Here is a 20,080-nt window from a genome sequence, read left to right as displayed (position 1 = left end):
CATCCAAGGAAAATCCATGACAAGTAATAACCTCCTCTCACGCGGCATGATCGCCGTCCTCGCCGCGCAATTCCTCTCGGCGCTGGCCGACAATGCCTTGCTGTTTGCGGCCATTGCCGAGTTGAAAGCGCACGCCGCGCCGAGTTGGCAGACCCCAATGCTGCAGGAAGCCTTCGTCGTCGCGTTTATTTTCCTCGCGCCTTTCGTGGGGCCGTTCGCTGATGCGTGGCCCAAAGGGCGGGTGATGCTGGTAGCAAATGCAATGAAGTTCGTCGGCGCTGCCGCCATGCTGCTGGGGCTGCATCCCTTGATCGCCTACAACCTGGTGGGGATAGGCGCAGCGGCGTATTCGCCGGCCAAGTACGGCATTTTGTCCGAGCTGGTCGGCAAGGATAAGCTGGTCAAGGCCAACGGCCTGATGGAAGGCTCGACCATCGTCGCCATCCTGTTGGGTGCCGTGGTGGGCGGCAAGCTCGCGGATATTTCGGTGGTGACGGCCTTGGTCAGCATCTGCGGCTGCTACCTGCTGGCTGCGGGTGCCAATACTTTGATCCCGCGGCTGCCGGTGGCGCATGCGCTTCCACATATTTCTCCCATCGCATTGATACGCGACTTTTTCTCCGCCCTGACCACCTTGATACGCAACCCAGATGCCCGCTTCTCCATGCTGGGCACCAGTATTTTCTGGGGTGCCGGTTCGACACTGCGCCTATTATTAGTCGCTTGGGTCCCGGTGGCGTTGGGCATTGCAGACTTGAGCATGCCGGCCAACATGAGCGGCGGCGTAGCCGTGGGCATTGCACTAGGCGCAGCAGCGGCGGCAAGTTTCGTGGGCCTGGACAAAGTTAACCGCGTATTGCCGGCGGGCATCCTGATCGGCCTGATTATCATCGTCTTCGCCCATCTCACGCATTTATATCCGGCCATCGCGCTGCTGCTATTAGTCGGGGCTTGCGGCGGCTTTTATGTCGTACCGCTCAATGCACTGTTGCAGGAACGCGGTCACGAATCGGTCGGCGCAGGCCATGCAGTAGCCGTGCAGAATTTTGTTGAGAATATTGCCATGCTAGGCTTGGTGGGCCTCTATACCCTCATGGATAAATCCGGCATGCCGGTCGTGCAATCGGCCACCGTATTCGGGGCTGTGGTGACGCTGACCATCGGATTATTGGCGATGCTGCGCCTCATGAAAAAGTAGCGGCTTGCATCCGGCACCGCCCTTATAGGCGATAGATATAGCCAAGCCTAAAATCGTCGAAAATAGCCTGAAAGGCACATCGGGGATATACCAAACTGCAATGACTTGCACCTAGGGGGAAGCATGTGGCTGCTGGGCTTGATTATCGGAACTGTGATCGGCGGATCGATTGGCGGTGGGGTGGGACTACTGCCGGGCGCGGTGCTAGGCGCCGTGTTCGGCTTATTCATCGACAGCAAGCGCGGCGAGGATACGAAAGATTTATCCCGTCGCTTAAGGGCGCTGGAACTTGAAGTCGCGGAACTCAAGGAGCGCCTGGCAGCCCCGACTACTCCTATTGCCGCGACTTCCGTAGAGCTCGCCCCTTCCAGCTCCGATGTCGAATCATCGATAGCCCAGGAAGCGGCCCTCGCAGCATCGATGACAGCGGTAGATATGGAGGAAAAAGCCATTCCATCCATGAGTGCAACACCGTTGGAGCCAGAGCAACCACAAAAATCGGCTCCAGAATTTCCATCTCCATCGCCTGCTTCCATCAAAGCCCCTTCCCAACTCTGGCACTGGCTGTTCGGCGGGAACATTCTCGCCAAGTTGGGCGTGGTGCTGCTGTTTTTCGCCGTGGGATCGGCGCTCAAGCTGATGGCCGAATACGGTCTCTTGCCGATCCAGATGCGATTGCTGCTTTCGGCGGTGGCCGGTATTGCGCTGATCGTACTCGGCCATACCAAGGCGCGCGAGGAAGTGCACCGCATGTTCGGTTTTGCGGCGCAGGGCGGCGGTTTCGGCATCCTGTACCTCATCGTGTATTTCATGCTGGCGCGCTACCAGTTCATCGGTCATGCGCCGGCATTCGGCTTGTTCGCAGCCTTGGGTGTCGTCTGCATTTCGCTCGCCGCGGCACAGAATGCGGCTTCTCTCGCCGTGCTGGGCATTTCGGGCGCCTTTCTCGCGCCGGTGATGGCGGCGGGCGACGAGGGCAACCATGTGGCGCTGTTCAGCTACTTCGCGCTGCTCAACACTTTCATCCTGTGGGTGAACTGGTCAAAGGCCTGGCGTTCGCTCAACTTCGCGGGTGTCGCGTTCACCTTCGTCATCGGCCTGGAATGGGCGTCGCTCTCCTACCGGCCTGAGTTTTACGGCACCACGCAGTTTTTCCTGCTGCTGTTTTTCCTGATGTACACCCTCGTTCCTACCGCCTATGCCGTATTAAAGGCCCCAGGCACGCAAGGCTGGCTGGAAGGCGCAGTCCTCTTTGGCGTGCCGCTGGTCACGGCCGCACTGCAACGACGCCTGCTGGATGGCAACGATATTGCACTGGCTTGGTGGTCGCTAGGCGCCAGCGTGTATTACCTCGGCTTGTGGTGGCTGGTGCGGCGCCGCGAAGACGACCGTTTGATGGTGATGGAAAACAGTTACCTGGGCATGGCGCTGGTTTTCCTGACGCTCGCCGTACCGCTGGCATTCGACGTGCAGTTGACGGTGGCCTTGTGGGCGTTGGAAGGTGCTGCGGCGCTGTGGCTGGGCGTAGCGCAAAATCGTTGGCTATTGCGCCTGGGTGGGGCGGCATTGCAAGTCTATGCCGGGCTGTACCTGCTGGCGCACGGCCAACGTTTCGATATCGACATTCCGGTGCTCAATGCCAGTTACATCAGCGCCCTGCTGATCGCCGCCACCGGACTCATAAGCGCCCGACAGCTGCGCACACCGGCGCTGCTGCCCTACTCCACCCTGATGCTGATTTGGGGGTTGCTGTGGTGGATGGGGGCAAGCTGGGCGGAAATCGATCGCCATGTGCCAGGGCCGCATCAACATGCCGCCTGGCTCCTGCTGTGCATGGCGACAGGTGCCGCTGCCGAACGTTGGGGCCGACACCTGGATTGGGTGCAACTAAGATTGGCCGCCTTGCTCCAGGACGCCGGCGTGTTTTTCATCGCCCTGCTAGCCCTTCTGGAACAAGGCCACGTGCTGCACGATACGCTGATCATCGTCTTCCCGCTGTCTGTGTTCAGCTATTACCAGGTGCTGCACCGCCAAGAACAGGACGGCCAGGACTGGCTGCTCATGCTGCGCCACCTCGCGGCTTATTGGCTGCTGACAGGCCTCGCCGGACGTGAACTTGCCCACTTGGGCCAGCACCTGGTACCGGGCAATACCCTGTGGCAGCTGTTGGGCTGGGAAATCGCACTGGCCGCGGGGCTGCTCCTACCTAATCTGGGAGGGTTGGGTAAGCGCTGGCCGTTCTCCTCTCCACTCGCCGATTACCAGGGCCTGGGTAATGCCCCCATCGCCTTTTTCGTCGGCGTCTGGACAGTGCATGCCTGCCTCAGCCATGCGGGAGGCGGATCGGGCCTGCCATACCTGCCGTTGCTGAGCTTTTTCGATATCGCGCTGTTTGCGGGCATGGCCAGCCTGCTCTTGTGGGGACGCCATTTATCTCGCGACAACCGCAACGACACGGCGGCCTATGCGCTGGCGGGCATTTCGGGGTTTATCTGGGTGAGCAGCCTGGCAGCACGCCTGGTGCATCACTGGGGCGGGGTGCCGTTCACGCTCGGCGACATGCTGTCGTCGGCGGCATTCCAGCAAACCCTGTCGTTCATCTGGACCTTGCTGGCGATTACCCTGATGCTGACCGCTACGCGCAAGGGCCAGCGCATGCTGTGGTTCGGCGGTTTCGGCCTGCTAGGGACGGTCTGCGTGAAACTGTTGATGATCGACATGGCGAACCGCGGGACGGTGACCTGGACCTTGTCTCTGCTCGGCATTGCGTTGCTGACCATACTGGCGAGCTACTTTTCGCCGATCCCTCCGAAAGAAGGCGCAACGGATCGTTCATAAGATTCCTGCAGTCGCTTACTTGCGGTCGATCTGGATATTCTCCTTGATGCCGCTGCTCGAGACCGCGACCATGACGCCGATACCGATCGCGATCACCAGGCCGATCAAAGTCCAGGTCGTGCCGATGTCGGCGAGCACACCCAGCTTCCACAAGGCGGCCAGAACGCCGATGATGAATAAGGCATAACCCAGGAAAAACAAACCGGTCCATTTCATGGCTAATCTCCTGTTGGGCTTGAATGTTCATGGTCTCCGGAAACCGCCTGAATTTTCAGTGGGCTAGCCAACGAATCGTGGCACTAACGTTTGGAGCGATTAAATCCTCCAACCTCCATAGCGAAGAGAACAGGCTGCGTATTCAGCTTTACTCAATTGATGATGAGCTCACTCTATCGATAATTTTTTCAAATCATCAATATCTAAACAATCAATTGGAAATATCAATAAGCCATCCCTAGAATTCACTCCGTAGTCTCAATCAACCAATTGAACAAGGAGCGAAACATGGCTGCATCTCTCATCAACACCAACGTCCTGCCCTTCAAGGCCACCGCTTACCACAACGGCGACTTCGTCCAGGTGACTGAAGCCGACCTGCAAGGCAAATGGTCCGTCGTGTTTTTCTACCCGGCCGACTTCACCTTCGTCTGCCCGACCGAACTGGGCGACCTGGCCGATCATTACGCCGAGCTGAAGAAAATGGGTGTGGAAGTCTATTCGGTCTCCACCGACACGCACTTCACCCACAAGGCCTGGCACGACACCTCGGACACCATCAAGAAGATCGACTTCCCGATGGTGGGCGACCCAACCGGGGTGATCTCCCGCAACTTCGGCGTGATGATCGAGGAAGCCGGCCTGGCAGAACGCGGCACGTTCGTGATCGACCCGCAAGGCAAGATCCAGATCATCGAGATCAACGCCGGCGGTATCGGCCGCGACGCTTCCGAGCTGTTGCGCAAGATCAAGGCCGCGCAATACGTCGCCAACCACCCAGGCGAAGTCTGCCCGGCCAAGTGGAAGGAAGGCGACGCCACGCTGGCACCGTCGCTCGACCTGGTCGGCAAGATCTAATGCATTCAGCCCGGGCTTAGCCCCGGGCAACTATTAAAAACTAAAAACCAGCGAGGAATATTGGATGCAAGGCGCCCGGAACGCAGCGACCGAGACAGTACATGAGTACGGCGAGGAAGCGAGTACCGCGCAACGCAGCAGACGATTTTCCGCAGCGGTTTTTAATCAATGAGAGTGAAATCATGCTGGACACCAACATCAAAGCCCAACTGACGGCCCATTTCGACAAGTTGAACAACGACATCGAAATCGTCGCTTATGTGGACGACAGTGCCAAATCGCGCGAAATGCTGGACTTGCTCGAAGACATTGCCGGGCTGTCCGGCAGGATTTCGCTCGAGCAACGACGCGACGCCGATGAGCGCACACCGTCGTTCTCGCTCAACCGCCCTGGCGGCCATATCGACCTGCGCTTCGCCGGGATTCCCATGGGGCACGAATTCACCTCGCTCGTGCTGGCCCTGCTGCAAGTCGGCGGCCATCCGCCCAAGGTGAGCGAAGAAGTGATCGAGCAGATTCGCAACCTGGAGGGTACGTTCCGCTTCGAGACCTTTATTTCGCTCTCTTGCCACAACTGCCCGGAAGTGGTTCAGGCGCTTAATTTGTTGGCGGTACTTAATCCCAACGTTAGCCATGTGATGATCGACGGCGGCGTGTTCCAGCGGGAGGTCGAGGCGCGCAACATCATGGCGGTGCCGGCGATATTCCTTAACGGCGAGCACTTCGGCCAGGGACGCATGGAGTTGGCGCAGATATTGGCACGTATCGACACCGGCGCGGCATCCCGGGATGCCGAAAAGTTATCCGCCAAAGACCCGTACGATGTCCTCATCGTCGGCGGCGGCCCCGCTGGCGCGGCGGCGGCGATCTACACGGCCCGCAAGGGAGTACGCACCGGTATCGTGGCAGAGCGTTTCGGCGGCCAGGTGATGGATACGCTGGGCATCGAAAACTTCATCTCGGTGAAGGAAACCGAAGGGCCCAAGCTGGTCGCCGCGCTCGAAGAGCACGTCAAAAGCTACGACATCGACGTGATGAACGTGCAGCGCGCCGCAGCCTTGATTCCCGGCGAACTCATGGAAATCCGCCTGACCAGCGGCGCCGTATTGAAGAGCAAAACCGTGATCGTGGCGACCGGCGCCCGCTGGCGCGAACTCAACGTGCCCGGCGAAAAGGAATATCGCGGCAAGGGCGTGGCCTACTGCCCGCACTGCGACGGGCCGTTGTTCAAGGGCAAGCGTGTGGCGGTGGTGGGAGGCGGCAACTCGGGCGTGGAGGCGGCTATCGACTTGGCGGGTATCGTAGGTCACGTCACGCTGCTTGAATTTGCCGATAAACTGCGTGCGGATGCGGTATTGCAGAAAAAACTCGCCAGCCTGCCGAATGTCACCATTCTCACCAACGCACAGACTATGGACATCACAGGCGACGGTCAGCGCGTGAACGGGATGGAATACATCGATAGGACGAGCGGAGTACGTCATCGCCTGGAATTGGAAGGCGTATTCATCCAAATCGGCCTCGTGCCCAACACTGACTGGCTGAAGGGCACGGTGGAATTAAGCAAGTACGGCGAGATCGAAGTCGATGCGCGCGGCCAGACCTCCATCCCAGGCGTATTCGCAGCAGGAGATGTGACGACAGTGCCGTACAAGCAGATCATCACGGCGATGGGCGACGGCGCGAAGGCGGCACTCGGGACGTTCGACCATCTGATTCGCCACTAACATCGGCTGCCCATGCAAAAGGCCTCGAAACCAATGCTTCGAGGCCTTTTTTTAGCTCCCGTCGACAGCATTTACGCAAACGACGGGCATAAAAAAACCCCGATAATCGGGGTTTTTAGTATTCCCGAGAAATTACTCAGGAATGATGTTCGCAGCTTGCTTGCCCTTGGGGCCAGTAGCTTCGTCGTAGGTCACGCGCTGATTTTCGCGCAAGGTCTTGAAACCTTCGCTCTTGATCGCGGAGAAATGTGCGAAGAGGTCTTCGCCGCCGCCGTCCGGAGTAATGAAACCAAAACCCTTAGCGTCGTTGAACCACTTAACGGTACCTGTTGCCATGCTATCTTCCTTAACAAATTTAAATTGGACGATATGTCCGTACTGTACGAAATCAAGGGAAATATTGGTCAACTAGCGATGCCGCAATTCTACAACTTGAATCCTACAGATGGAGGCATCATACATACAATTTACATCTGTGCAAACATTTTCTATAAAAAAATGCACGACATCCGCCGCCGGGGCCGAACACAGCCGTATTTTAGCTAAAAAACCGTGCGAAACCGCACATTTAGGCGCATGCCAGCGCCGCCGCAAAGTTTATAATATCGGCATTTCCTGAGTATCGTCGTCACGTCTTCCATGTCTTTCCGCATTTCCCTGCCCAAGCCCGGCGCCCTGCTGCGTCAACCCCGCCAATACGGTTCGGCGGATAGTTTATATTTTGCACAGCTTAAAGCCGCGACACCGCAATCCATCGTCATCGTTACCGAAACCCCGGCCGATGCACAGCGATTGGTGGAAGAAATCAAATACTTCGCGCCTCAGTTTTCCACGCATTTGCTGCCGGACTGGGAAACGCTGCCCTACGATCATTTTTCGCCACATCCCGATCTCGTTTCGGAACGCCTCGCCACACTGTATCAAATCGGCAACAACGCATGCGATATCGCCGTGCTGCCGATCAGCACCGCGCTCATGCGATTGCCTCCGCAGCAATACCTCGCTGCGCACAGCTTTTTGCTGAAAAAAGGCGAAAAGCTCGATCTGGAGGCATTGCGTGCCCAATGTGCAAAAGCGGGCTACCAACACGTCAACCAGGTGGTGTCACCAGGTGAATTCAGCGTTCGCGGCGGACTTGTCGATCTGTTCCCCACGGGCAGCGCCCTGCCCTATCGTATCGACCTGTTCGACGACGAGATCGAAACCATACGCACCTTCGATGTCGACAACCAGCGCAGCCTCTACCCTGTCAGCGAAATCCGCCTGCTGCCGGCACGCGAGTTTCCGCTGGACGAGGCCGGCATCAACCAGTTCCGCCAGAGCTTCCGCGAGACCTTCGAGGGCGATCCCTCCAAGAGCCGCATCTATAAGGACGTGAGCAACGGCTTGGCGCCGGGCGGGGCGGAATGGTATCTGCCGCTGTTCTTCGAAAGCACCGCCACGCTGTTCGATTACCTGTCGTCCGACACCCTGCTATGTTTGCACGGTGATCCTAACCGTGCCGCCGAAGCATTCCTGGCGGAGACCCGTTCGCGCCACCGCTTGCTCGATTACGACCGCGAGCGGCCTATCTTGCCGCCCGACCGGCTGATGATGACGAGCGAGGATTTCTTCACGCACACCCACCAATTTGCCCGTATCAGCTTCGGCGAAGGTAACGGCGAAGCGCTGCCTATCCCGGATATCGGCATCGACCGGCGCGCCGAAGCGCCAGTCGCGCGGTTGAAGCGATTCGCCGACAATTTTTCCGGCCGCGTGCTGCTGGCTGCCGAAAGCCTGGGTCGCCGTGAAACCCTGTCGCACATGCTGGTCGAGCACGGCATCAAGACTCAAGCCAGCAGCGACTGGAACGAATTTGTTGGCGGCAACGGCAAGTTCATGCTGGGGGTCGCGCCGGTCCACACCGGGTTTATCAGCGAGAACCTCGCCATCATCACCGAAGGTGAGTTGTACCCCAGCCAGGTGCGCCAGGAACGCCGCCGCGAAAAGGAAAAAACGCGCAACGCCGAAGGCATGCTCAAGGATCTGGCCGAGTTGCGCGAGCACGATCCCGTGGTGCACGAGCAGCACGGCGTAGGCCGCTACCGAGGACTGGTCAATCTCGATTTCGGCGAGGGTGCGACGGAATTCCTGCTGTTGGAATACGCGGGCGACGACAAGCTCTATGTGCCGGTATCGCAGCTGTTCCTGATCTCGCGCTACTCGGGCGGCCCAGCAGAATCCGCACCGTTGCATAAACTGGGCAGCGGACAGTGGGACAAGGCCAAGAAAAAGGCGCTTAAGCAGATTCGCGATACTGCCGCCGAGCTACTCAATCTTTATGCCATGCGGGCCGCACGCCAAGGCCACGCCTTCAAGCTCAGCTTGCAGGATTACGACGCCTTCGCCGACGGCTTCCCCTTCGAAGAAACGCCGGACCAGGAAGCCGCCATCGAAGCCGTCATTCGAGACATGCAATCCGGCAAGCCCATGGATCGCCTGGTTTGCGGCGACGTCGGTTTTGGCAAGACAGAGGTCGCCTTGCGCGCGGCCTTCGTGGCAGTGATGGGCGGCCGTCAGGTGGCGGTACTCGTGCCCACCACGCTATTGGCCGAGCAGCATTTCAACAACTTCTCCGACCGCTTTGCCGAGTGGCCGGTCAAGATCGCCGAAATCTCCCGCTTCCGTACCGCCAAGGAACAAAGCGCTGCGCTGGAAGGGTTGGCCAAGGGTGAGATCGACATCATCATCGGCACGCACCGGCTGATTCAAAAGGACGTCAAGTTCAAGAACCTGGGCCTCATCATCATCGACGAGGAACACCGTTTTGGCGTGCGCCAGAAGGAACAGCTCAAGGCGCTGCGCGCCGAGGTGGACGTGCTAACGCTGACGGCCACGCCGATTCCGCGGACATTGTCGATGGCGATGGAAGGCCTGCGCGAGTTCTCAGTCATCGCCACCCCGCCGCAGAAGCGGCTCTCCATCAAGACCTTCGTCTCGCCCTGGTCGGAAGGCATCATCCGCGAAGCCGTCCTGCGCGAACTCAAGCGCGGCGGGCAGATGTATTTCCTGCACAACGAGGTCGACACCATCTACAGCATGCGCGAGAAGCTGGAGAAGATGCTTCCCGAAGCCCGAATCGGCATCGCCCACGGCCAGTTGCGCGAGCGCGAGCTGGAGCATGTGATGCGCGATTTCTATCAGCAGCGATTCAACATGCTGCTGTGTACGACCATCATCGAGACCGGTATCGACATTCCCTCAGCCAACACCATCATCATCAATCGCGCCGACAACTTCGGCCTAGCACAGCTGCATCAACTGCGCGGTCGCGTTGGTCGTTCGCACCATCAGGCTTATGCCTATTTGCTGACTGACCCCAACATCAAACTTAAAGCGCAGGCAGAAAAACGTCTGGAGGCGATTCAGCTGCTGGAAGACCTGGGTGCCGGTTTCCACCTGGCGATGCACGACCTGGAAATCCGCGGTGCGGGCGAATTGCTGGGCGACAATCAATCCGGCGAGATGCAGGAAATCGGATTTACCCTATATGCCGACATGCTCAACCACGCGGTCAAGCAGCTCAAGGCCGGCAAGGAGCCGGACCTTTCCGCACCGCTTGGCGTGACGACGGAAATCAACCTGCACACGCCCGCCCTGCTGCCTGATGACTATTGCGGCGACGTGCATGAGCGACTGGTGCTCTACAAGCGCCTGGCAAGCTGCACGCAGCTGGAAGAATTGCAGGACATGAAGGAAGAGCTGATCGACCGTTTCGGCCTGCTGCCTGACCAGACGCAAGCGCTCATGGAATGCCATCGCCTGCGCATCCTTGCCAAGCCGCTCAGCATCATCAAGATCGATGCGAGCAGCGAAGCCGTGCAACTGCATTTTGCCCAGGATACGACGGTGGACCCGCTGATTATCCTCAAGCTCCTGCAGAAGAGCCCGGCCTATCGCATGAACGGTCCGGATAAGCTTCGCATCGCCGTCAAGCAGGAAGACGTCCGCCGCCGGGCGGATTTTGTGGAGGGTGTGTTGAAGTCGTTGCAGGGAGCTTAACTCTGTAGCGCAGGCTGCCTTGCCTGCGCTACAGGTCAAGCAAGTTTGACCGCTGCCAATGCAGCCGCCATGTCAGGCACGGCGCCGCTGGCATAAAGGCAGCAGGCCAATTGCTTGATAATAGGTTTTGGAATCGGGATTTCTCCTGCTAGCGCCTGCTGCGTCCAGCGCACGGTCGTTTCCACATCGAAATCGTCCGCCAGCTGCGGAATTTCCACATCGCCCTCGTCTTGCGGCATGACTTCTTCGCCTGTGCCGTCATGGAAGAATTCGATACGCGGGCAACGCTTGGGATTGGCGTAGGGCTCGCCTTCTGCACCGCGCATGAGCAAACCTCGGGTATTGGCGGCCTGCATAAATGAAGCCATCCGGACCATATACGGAGGATGCGTGACACTCACCACCCGCACCGATTCCCCTGCAAACGGGTCAACCAGCTTGGCAAGCGTGTGCGTACTGCCTCGCACCCCCAGGCGCCAGCGCAGTTCCAGTTGATCGTCCATCGGCTCGGAAAGGCCGCGGGCGGTAATGAACGCCAAGCCGTTCTGGTCCAGATCGGCCTGCGCTTCAGCCACGTTATTACAAATCGTCACCCCCATTGCCGACAACGTTTCTGCCGCAGTGACGCGCTTGGGATCGCGGGTGACTCCGTGGATCAGCACCGGCACGCCGTGGCGTTGCAGCAACAACGCGAGCAACGGCAGCAGGTTAGCCATCTTGCGCGCCCCGTTGTAGGCCGGCAGCACCACGGGATACGGCTTGCCAGCTGGACGCTGCATGCGGTTGATGCGCTTCGCCAGGGCACGGTGAAAGCCCAGCATTTCGGCCTCGGATTCGCCTTTGATGCGGAAGGCCACCAGAATCGCGCCCAACTCCAGGGGCGGCACCTTGTGGTCAAGGATGTTGCCGTAGAGTTCGTAGGCGGTCTCTTCGTCGAGATCGGTCGCACCTTTTACGCCGCGACCGACTTCCTTGATGATTTGCGTGTAGTTCATACCGCCATTTTACCCGTGTTGCCGTCGCGTCAGGATTTCCTGTCGCGGCGACGGCAACATTTAGTATCATCGCGCCATGAGCCAAGACCTGTTTTCCGCCCGCCCGACTGTTCTCTCCGTTTCCGACCTCAACCGCTCCGTGCGCGAGTTGCTGGAAGGCAGCATCCCGCTCATGTGGGTCGGTGGCGAAATCTCCAACCTCACGCGCGCCGCCTCCGGCCACTGGTATTTCTCGCTTAAGGATTCCAAAGCGCAAGTGCGATGCGTGATGTTCCGCAGCCGCAACGCCTACCTCGACTGGCAGCCCAAGGAAGGCGACCAGGTGGAAGCCCGGGCATTGGTTTCGCTGTACGAAGCCCGCGGAGAATTCCAGCTCACTATCGAGGCACTACGCCGTGCCGGGCTGGGAGCGCTGTTCGAAGCTTATGAGCGGCTCAAGGCCAAGCTACAGCAGGAGGGCTTGTTCGATGCGACACGCAAGCGCCTGCTGCCCGAACACCCACGTCAAATCGGCATCGTCACCTCGCCAGACGCCGCCGCGCTGCGCGATGTCATCACTACCCTGCGCCGCCGCATGCCCGGCCTGCCGGTCGTACTCTACCCCACGCCGGTACAGGGCAAAGGCGCCGCAGAGTTAATTGCGCGAGCGATTCGCACTGCCAGCGAACGCAATGAATGCGACGTGCTCATCGTGTGCCGGGGCGGCGGCAGCATCGAGGATTTGTGGCAGTTCAACGAGGAAATCGTCGCCCGAGCCATCGCGGATTGTCCAATGCCTGTCGTCAGCGGCGTGGGTCACGAGACGGATTTCAGCATTGCCGATTTCGTCGCCGACGTACGCGCGCCCACCCCAACGGCCGCCGCTGAAATGGTGAGCCAGGACCGCAGCATCCTCGTTGCGCAGCTCAATCAGCTAGGACGCCGTTTGATGCGACAGATGAGCCATGCACTGGCCGAACGCATGCAAAAAGTCGATTACCTAAGCCGCTGCCTCGTCCATCCCGGCGAGAAAATCCGGCAACAAAGCGAACTGCTGGCGCAAGTACGCATGCGCCTTCACCACGGCATGCAACGCAGTTTGCAAAAAGCCCAAACCGGATTCGCCCCCATGCCCCAGCGCATGCAAATGGCCGGGCTGCGCAGCTTCGAAATTCGCAAACTGCGATTGGAACGTCTCGCCCAAAGCCTGCAACACCTCAACCCCACCAACGTGCTCGAACGCGGCTACAGTCTGGTACAAACCGAAGAAGGCCTCGTCGTGCGCAACAGCGGAGATTTGAGGATAGGCGAAACGCTGAAAGTGACGTTTGCAGTCGGGAATAGTCAGGTCAAAGTCGAAAAAACCGAGCCGGGCAGAGACTTGTAGCGTAGGCGGCCTCGCCTGCATTGTTCGATTACAGGCGAGGCCGCCTGCGCTAAAGTTCAAGCCCGTCTAAGTTTCTAGCTTGCCACCAGTCCCATTCCCCTTCTGCCGCGCTGAGCAGCACAGCCAAGTCGGGAGTAGTCGGCGAGGACTGTCTGAGGGCTGAAAGCCCGAGTTCCGCAGCTGCCCGGTTTGGCGCGCAGCGCAAGGGAATCCGAAGGACCGCGACAGAGGGCGCCATTTCCTTTGGTTACTTTCGTTTGGGCGAGCAAACGATAGTAACTAGCCGCCGGGCTACCCCGGCACAAAAACAAAAAAGCCGAGGAAACCTCGGCTTTTTATCACAACCACGAATCCCAGCCTTCGCCGGCATTGACGGCTAGTGGTGCGGTCTTTACGCAAGCTATGTAAAAACCGCACTCCCTCCCAGCTTAAATATCCGCCGGACGTCCCACACCGTAGCCTTGTACGCCGTCGAGACGCAGGCTGACCAACAAGTTCCATTCCTCGTCGTTCTCCACCGAGACGGCATACACCTTGACGTCGAGACCATGCGCCACCTTGGTGACAGATTCGACGAAGAACTGGTTGTCCTTGTTGTCGATAATGCCTCGGACGTAACTGCCATCCACCTTGATGTAGTCCAACTTGAGCTTGCTGAGGTAGCCGAACGACGAGAAGCCGCGACCGAAGTGGTCGAGGCCGACGCGGGTGCGGTACATGAACAACCTGCCGATGAATTCGGCCAATGCATCGATGTTCTCGATGACACCGTATTCCGACAGTTCGATGAGAAGACGCGAAGCCGCATCCGGATTCTTGGCCAATTCGCCGCACAGCCAATCGACGAACTCCTTGTTCTGCACGCTGGCAGGGAACAGGTTGACGGCGATGGGCGTATCGCCGTAGCGCTTGCTCGCGAGGCGAGACATCACCTCGGTGATCATGGCCTTGTCGAATGCGGTGGTCAATCCGTGGCGCTTGGCCATCGGCGTGTAGACCACGGCGGGGATGACCTCGCCTTTTTCGTCGGTCAGGCGCATCAACGATTCGTAGTGCAAGATAGTGTTGCGATCCGGATCGATGGCATCCTTCACTGGCTGCAGCAACAACGTGATACGGTTGCTGTTCAAGGCATCCTTGAGAATTTCGCCCCAACGGGTCGAGGTATTCACCGTGCTGGCACCCGACTGAGCCGGGTTGATCAGGTGCATGGTGTTCGGACCTTCCTGCTGGGCCGTGCGCAAGGCCAGGTCGGCTGCGGACATGACTTCGCCGTAGGTGTTGTTGCCGAACAACGCAATACCGAGATGACCGACTTCTTCCCCGTCGACCAGGCCGCGTTCCTTGTAGCGCGGCAAGGCACGGACGATCTGGTCGCCAAGGTCGCGGGCCTCCTGCTCGTCCACGTTATAGATCACGATGGCGAAACTGGCGCCGGAAAGGTGTACGGTAAAGAATTCCGGATTAGGCTGTGCCTTGCAAATAGCCTCGAGGAAGCCTGCCGTATTGCGCAGCAATTCGTCGCCAGCCTGGTAGCCGCGCTTGTTGTTGTATTCCTTGAAATCCTTGAGTTCGAACAGCAACACCGCACCGTGTTTGGCAGTGTCGATGAGTTGCTTTAACTGCATCTCGAAATAACGGCGATTGGCGAGGCCGGTCAGCGGATCGCGGTAGTTTTCGGAACGCAGCCGCTCGATGGAGGATGCCTGTTCTTCGAACATCTCCTTCACCTTGCCGGTCATGCGGTTCATGGCCTCGACCACGCTGCGCAGTTCAATCGTCCAGGGCAGCTTGGTCTGCACCGGATATTCGCGGTCGCAAATGGCACGGGCCTGAGCCTCGACTGCGCGCAACGGACGCAGGATGATGTGCAGCGCAAGAACGCCCAGCACCGAAGCCAGCACCGACATTCCGGCAAACCACCAGAAGGATTGCATCGCGCTCGTCCACAAGGCCATGTAGGCATAGCCCGGGTTCACTAGCACCTTGACCACCCCGGCCTGCTGCCAGCCATTCATGATGAGCGCCTCGCCCGTCGGAGTTTCAAGCGGGAAGCGTTCGATGAACCACTTGGGGACTTCGTTCAAGTTGACTTGCTGGACTTTGTCGACGATAGGCTTGCCCTCGACGTCTGAAACCTTCACCTCGCGATAATAGCCACTGTCCGAAACCGCACTAACCATGCGTTCCACCATGACGAAATCCTTGGCGCTGACATGCGGCGATAACGTCATGCCGAGCGAGGTCGCCGTGTCCTGGGAAATAGTCTTCAACTGGTTGTTGAGGTAGCTGCGCGTGTTCTGGACGCTGAGCGTAAAGTTACCGGCAAAGAGCATCACGAACAGCAACACGATCATCGCCAATAGTTGCTTGAGGAGAGTCATTTCGATTCCTTTACCTTAAATCCTGCTATTCGAATTCTTTGCCCATGCGCGTCATCATGTCGCGCCACATGCTGATACCGCTGGAACCGCCCGCTACGCTCTTGCCCGAGGCACGTTCCTTTGCCAACCAGAGGCCTTCACCGTTAAAGCTGTAAACAGGTGCCAGGTCGGGACGCTCGGATGCAGGCTTGATTTCCGGATTGAGATTATCCAGAACCAATGGCATGGCTGCCGGCGTCGCATAGTAGGTCAAGACCATGTGCGAGTTGTTCGGGGGCGGAATATTAGCCTTGACGTAGGTGATCTTCAAAGCATCCATCGGTACCCTAAGTGCTAATAGGGTGAAATATTTGCCAATGGCGTAGTCTTCACAGTCGCCACCGCCGGAAGCCAGGGTTTCGACCGGCGTCGCCCAGTAATCGGGCACGCCGTAATGATCCATGTCGGAAACCCACAGCACGTTTTGATTGAAATAGTTATTAACCAGTGCAAGCTTCTCCTGGACCGACTTGCCCTGGTTGGACGAAATCAGTTGTACCCAATCGACGATCCGCTTGCGCCCTGCCGCCGTGAATCTGGCCTCGATTGCCGAGAGTTGTTTATCGGAGATCGAAACCGTGAAGCCATCGCCAGCCGCCGCAGCCAAAAGCAACGAAACGCTGAACAACAGCGCGCCAAGCAACCAGCGCATGCTGGGTGCCCATTGGCTTACGGCTCTGGTTAGGCTTATGGATGAACGCATCGGCTTGCAGTTCAAGTTAAGTATTTGTTTCTGTTGACGACAATTTACGGATCGTACAAACAACAAACCGGCTGAACGCCGGTTTGTTATTGAAGATCATCACTGATCAAGCTCGCCGCTTATTGCGCTGCAGGAGCCGCTTCCTCAGCGGGCGCTGCCGCAGGTTCGGCTGCCGGTGCCGGCTCAGCTGTGGGCGCCGGCTCGTTGCTTGCCTTGGCCACATCCTTGGCATAGCCGCCCATCGTAGCCTCACCGATCTTGGCTTCTTCACGCGGGGCGACGCCCAGCGTTTCCAGCAAGCGGCCCATATCGGCCATCAAGCGGTAACGAGCGAAGATATCGATGTACTGGGCTTCGACCAGGTTGGAACGGTCGGTATACAGTTCGTTTTCAGAATCCAGCAAGTCGAGCAGCGTACGTTGGCCGATGCTGAACTGCTTGGTATAGGCATCGCGGGTGCGCTCAGCAGCCTCGACCGTCGCTTGCAGTTTAGGGATACGGTCTTGCGCGGTGATCATGGAGTTCCAGGAAAGACGCAGGCTCTCTTCCACCTGGCGCTGGGTGCGGTGCATGGTCTCAATCGCCGCTTGTGTCTGCACGCTGGCTTCAGAGATGCGGGCCTTATCTGCGCCACCATGGAACAGGTTGTAACGCAGGCGCAGCATGGCGTACCAATCGTTGCTCTTGTACTGCACGCCGTCCAGGTTATGGTTGAAGTTAGTACCCAACTCCAAATCCACACGGGGCTTCATCAGTGCTTCTGCAGCGCCTTGTTGAGCGCGAGTCGCTTCGATATCTGCCAGTGCAGAACGCAAAATGGGGTGGTTATCCAAACCTACCTTCAACGCATCGTCCACGCTTGCCGGGATGCCATCGATGGCTGTCGGCTTGGTCAAATTGCTCGGCATGGAACCGATGACCTTGTTGTAGGCGATGTTAGCCTCGCGCAGGTTGGCTTCGGCAGAAGCGACGTTGGCCTGGGACAAGGACAAACGGGCTTGTGCCTGCTCCAAGTCTGCCTTGCGGCCGATACCTGAATCGGCACGCAACTTGATCTGGCTGAACGTGCGATCGTGCGCGGCCAGGTTTTCTTGAGCGAGCTTCAACAATTCTTCGCGACGCAGCACGTCGAGGTAGGTTTCGATGGCCTTCAGTGCGATCTGCTCGGAAGTACCCATAACCTTGTGAGCTGCAGAGTTTTGACGGGACTTTTGGCGATTCACTTCGCTGGTCGTACCCGAACCATCATAAATCATTTGGGAAAGCGTCAATCCGGACTCGCCACGCCAGAGCGTTGCATCCTTGCCAGGACGGTTTTGCGTGGAAATATTTTCGCTCCATTCACGACCATAACCCAGGTTTAAATCAACCTTGGGATAGTAGCCGCCCTTGGCTTGCTTTACTGCTTCGTCAGTGGAGAGACGCTGGTTAGCGTCAATGAGGATATCCGGGTTGGTCTTGATTGTCTGATCGACGGCTTCCGTCAAAGTAGCGGAAAAAGCCGCATGGGTAAAACCAATGGCGCAAGCGAACGAAACCGCTGCGGAGATCACCTTCTTATTCATACTGCCCCCTAATTTATGATGGCCCGATGGCTATTCGAGATACGTCAGGTCTTAAGTAAAATTAAGTCCTTAAACTCTTCATTGCAAGGACTTTCTTACAAGTTGATTCAGTCCTGCAAAAGACGTTGCAGAAATGATACACCAAAATAGTTGGGGTTGAGTTAGGTTTGTAGGAATTTTCTTAGCTTAAATTTGGAGAAACTACAAAGAAAAACAGGCGCCCGAAGGCGCCTGTGTTGTTGCGACCTAAACTACTTATTAGGCTTTGATTTCGTGATTATTAACCAACGCATTCAGGATATCGGCCTGAGTTGCTGTAGCACTCAGCCCAGACATCGTGATGGTTGCTAACGGCACGAAAGCCGAACCACTACCAGCAGAGCCATCCGCATCCACACTCAATTTGACTGTAGTCGTGCCGTCGGAGTTGTGGGTTACAGCATCGAATCGCAGATAGCCACCGCTGACCAAATCTGAGCCGTTAGCTGCATGTGTGCCGGTCAACAATGCACTGATATCCAGCACGTCACCACCTGCACTCGGATTTGCCACAGTAAAGTCAGAGATCGTGTCTCCCTTCACTACGCCCGTCAGATCACCTGTGTGATATTCGAAGATATCACTGCCAGCTCCACCAAACATGACGTCATCACCTTTTCCACCAACCAGAATGTCGTTCCCGCCATTACCGGTCAGCGTATCGTTCTGAGTGCTGCCGTACATGATGTCAATGGTACCGTCACCAGTCGCAACCATCTTGGTACTACCATTTACATCATCCACGAATCCAACACTCAGGTAGCGAGCTTGCTCATTGCCGCCAGTGTTATCCATATAGGTGACAGTCCAAGAATCACCGGTGGTCGGAGGATGCGAGGTGAGGAAGTCGGCCAGCGACAATCCATTCGAATCCTTGATATTGGTGAAGGACACACTGGAAGAGAATGTCACATTTCCACTGTTCACCAAAGTCCAGTTGGCAACTCCATCATTTGCTTGGACCACATTAAATACATGGCCAGCGATATTGATGGATACCGAGACTTGGGCTTCTACGGCACTAGTGGCTTGAGCAATTTCAGAACCAGAAATAGGTGTCTGGAATGGAGCGACCTGGAAGTCCGTTTTGAGAACGATGGCACCTGTATTGTAGTTTGAATCATTAGAAATATTGCTATCTACAATATAGTTGGTGGTCTGACTCGAACCGGAATTAAGAGGATGCGAGCCATCGCCAATAGTAACTGTCGTGGTATGCGCCCCAGTGCCAGCCAGGGTAGAAATTTCCACCTGGCCATTGACTGTTGCATTTGCCGAATCAGTGACAGAGTACTTGAAGTAACCATCGTCATTACCAGTAATCACGTTACCGGAACTATCAAACGTAGCCACTCCATTAGGCTTATAAACCAACGTTGTCAGCTGCAGCGAAGTCAATACGTCACCAACCGCTACCGCATGGAAGACATTTGAACTGTCGTAGTAGCCAACAGTACCAGCCGTCGGGATGTTAGTGACCTTGATGGTAAGAACATCAGTTGTATCCACATCGGTAGGCGCAGCAATCCGCAACAGATAGCCATTGGGGAAAGCGCTGGCTGCCATTTCTGTCAACGAGTCTGGCGTCCAAACATGGGTGTTCTGAGAAATCACAGGAACATCGTTGGTACCGTTGATGGTAACCGTGACCTGTTGGTCATCCCACGCACCCTTGTCGTCCGTCACACGAACCGTGTAGGTCTCCGTCACCGTCTGACCTTGTGCCAGCGATTGCACGGCAGCACTGGAGTTGTTCAGCGTGTAGGTCCACTTGCCAGTGGCATCTACGCTGAAGGTACCGTACGAACTGCTCGTAGTCGGGCTGTTCGGGCTCACACTCCAGGTCGCCGTAGCACCCGTATCCGGATCGGCCGAAGTCAGTTGACCCGTGGTCGACAAGGTTGCGTCTTCCTTCACACTGCCGGCAGCATTGCCTGTCGCAAAGCTGATCACCGGGCTGTCGTTGGCACCCGTGATCGTGATCGTCACGTCCTGCGTGGAGGTGGCGCCCTTGTCGTCCGTCACCGTTACCGTGAACTTCTCGGTCGCAGTCTGACCTTCTGCCAAGGCATTGGTCGCGGTCTTGGTGTTGTCCAGGTTGTAGGTCCACA

At 57.5% G+C, this 20,080-nt stretch carries 13 protein-coding genes; 6 read left to right on the top strand and 7 right to left on the bottom strand.

What is annotated here, in order from left to right; genetic code table 11:
* Nucleotides 1–16: 16 nt before the first annotated feature.
* Both lplT and NMK_RS00060 read left to right on the top strand, forming a co-directional pair.
* On the top strand, nucleotides 17–1,198 hold the full coding sequence (gene lplT / locus NMK_RS00065; RefSeq protein WP_109013721.1) for a lysophospholipid transporter LplT: 1,182 nt from the start codon (nucleotides 17–19) through the stop codon (nucleotides 1,196–1,198).
* A 123-nt stretch (nucleotides 1,199–1,321) separates the two neighbouring features.
* Nucleotides 1,322–4,036, top strand: a complete 2,715-nt coding sequence (locus tag NMK_RS00060; RefSeq protein ID WP_109013720.1) for a DUF2339 domain-containing protein — start codon at nucleotides 1,322–1,324, stop codon at nucleotides 4,034–4,036.
* Between the two features lie 15 nt (nucleotides 4,037–4,051).
* On the opposite strand, the gene NMK_RS00055 is transcribed toward NMK_RS00060, so the two are convergent.
* Nucleotides 4,052–4,252, bottom strand: coding sequence for a hypothetical protein (locus NMK_RS00055; RefSeq protein ID WP_109013719.1), 201 nt, complete (start codon nucleotides 4,250–4,252; stop codon nucleotides 4,052–4,054).
* Between the two features lie 288 nt (nucleotides 4,253–4,540).
* Here NMK_RS00055 and ahpC point away from each other — a divergent pair, with 288 nt between their 5' ends.
* Together ahpC and ahpF are read left to right on the top strand one after the other, a co-directional pair.
* On the top strand, nucleotides 4,541–5,110 hold the full coding sequence (gene ahpC, locus NMK_RS00050) for an alkyl hydroperoxide reductase subunit C (RefSeq protein WP_109013718.1): 570 nt from the start codon (nucleotides 4,541–4,543) through the stop codon (nucleotides 5,108–5,110).
* Between the two features lie 182 nt (nucleotides 5,111–5,292).
* Nucleotides 5,293–6,837, top strand: coding sequence for an alkyl hydroperoxide reductase subunit F (gene ahpF, locus NMK_RS00045; RefSeq protein WP_109013717.1), 1,545 nt, complete (start codon nucleotides 5,293–5,295; stop codon nucleotides 6,835–6,837).
* A 132-nt stretch (nucleotides 6,838–6,969) separates the two neighbouring features.
* Here ahpF and NMK_RS00040 read toward each other — a convergent pair whose 3' ends face one another.
* Entirely contained in the window at nucleotides 6,970–7,173 is a 204-nt protein-coding gene (locus NMK_RS00040; protein ID WP_109013716.1) for a cold-shock protein, read from the bottom strand.
* 303 nt (nucleotides 7,174–7,476) lie between these two features.
* Between NMK_RS00040 and mfd the strand changes: the two genes are divergently transcribed.
* Nucleotides 7,477–10,878: a transcription-repair coupling factor gene (mfd, locus tag NMK_RS00035; protein ID WP_109013715.1), complete on the top strand. Its 3,402-nt coding sequence runs from the start codon at nucleotides 7,477–7,479 to the stop codon at nucleotides 10,876–10,878.
* Nucleotides 10,879–10,913: 35 nt separating this feature from the next.
* Here mfd and ybiB read toward each other — a convergent pair whose 3' ends face one another.
* Nucleotides 10,914–11,873: a DNA-binding protein YbiB gene (gene ybiB, locus NMK_RS00030; protein WP_109013714.1), complete on the bottom strand. Its 960-nt coding sequence runs from the start codon at nucleotides 11,871–11,873 to the stop codon at nucleotides 10,914–10,916.
* A gap of 76 nt (nucleotides 11,874–11,949) precedes the next feature.
* On the opposite strand from ybiB, the gene xseA reads away from it, so the two are divergent.
* Nucleotides 11,950–13,239 carry an exodeoxyribonuclease VII large subunit gene (xseA, locus tag NMK_RS00025; protein WP_181376120.1) on the top strand — a complete coding sequence of 430 codons (1,290 nt, stop codon included), beginning with the start codon at nucleotides 11,950–11,952 and terminating at the stop codon, nucleotides 13,237–13,239.
* 428 nt (nucleotides 13,240–13,667) lie between these two features.
* Here the strand turns inward: xseA and NMK_RS00020 are convergent, their stop codons facing one another.
* From NMK_RS00020 to NMK_RS18930, 4 genes are all read right to left on the bottom strand, one after another.
* Nucleotides 13,668–15,623 carry a bifunctional diguanylate cyclase/phosphodiesterase gene (locus tag NMK_RS00020; protein WP_109013713.1) on the bottom strand — a complete coding sequence of 652 codons (1,956 nt, stop codon included), beginning with the start codon at nucleotides 15,621–15,623 and terminating at the stop codon, nucleotides 13,668–13,670.
* A 25-nt stretch (nucleotides 15,624–15,648) separates the two neighbouring features.
* Complete coding sequence (locus tag NMK_RS00015) at nucleotides 15,649–16,314, bottom strand: transglutaminase-like cysteine peptidase (protein ID WP_109013712.1); 666 nt, start codon at nucleotides 16,312–16,314, stop codon at nucleotides 15,649–15,651.
* A gap of 170 nt (nucleotides 16,315–16,484) precedes the next feature.
* Nucleotides 16,485–17,930: a TolC family outer membrane protein gene (locus tag NMK_RS00010; protein WP_109013711.1), complete on the bottom strand. Its 1,446-nt coding sequence runs from the start codon at nucleotides 17,928–17,930 to the stop codon at nucleotides 16,485–16,487.
* A gap of 258 nt (nucleotides 17,931–18,188) precedes the next feature.
* On the bottom strand, nucleotides 18,189–20,080 hold a 1,892-nt coding region (locus NMK_RS18930; protein WP_146187104.1), incomplete at its 5' end, for a VCBS domain-containing protein.

This window comes from Novimethylophilus kurashikiensis (genome assembly GCF_003112435.1).
GTDB classification, from domain to species: Bacteria; Pseudomonadota; Gammaproteobacteria; order Burkholderiales; family Methylophilaceae; genus Novimethylophilus; species Novimethylophilus kurashikiensis.
The sequence above is the reverse complement of the archived record's forward strand: the minus strand, read 5'-3'. Positions and strand labels throughout refer to the sequence as shown.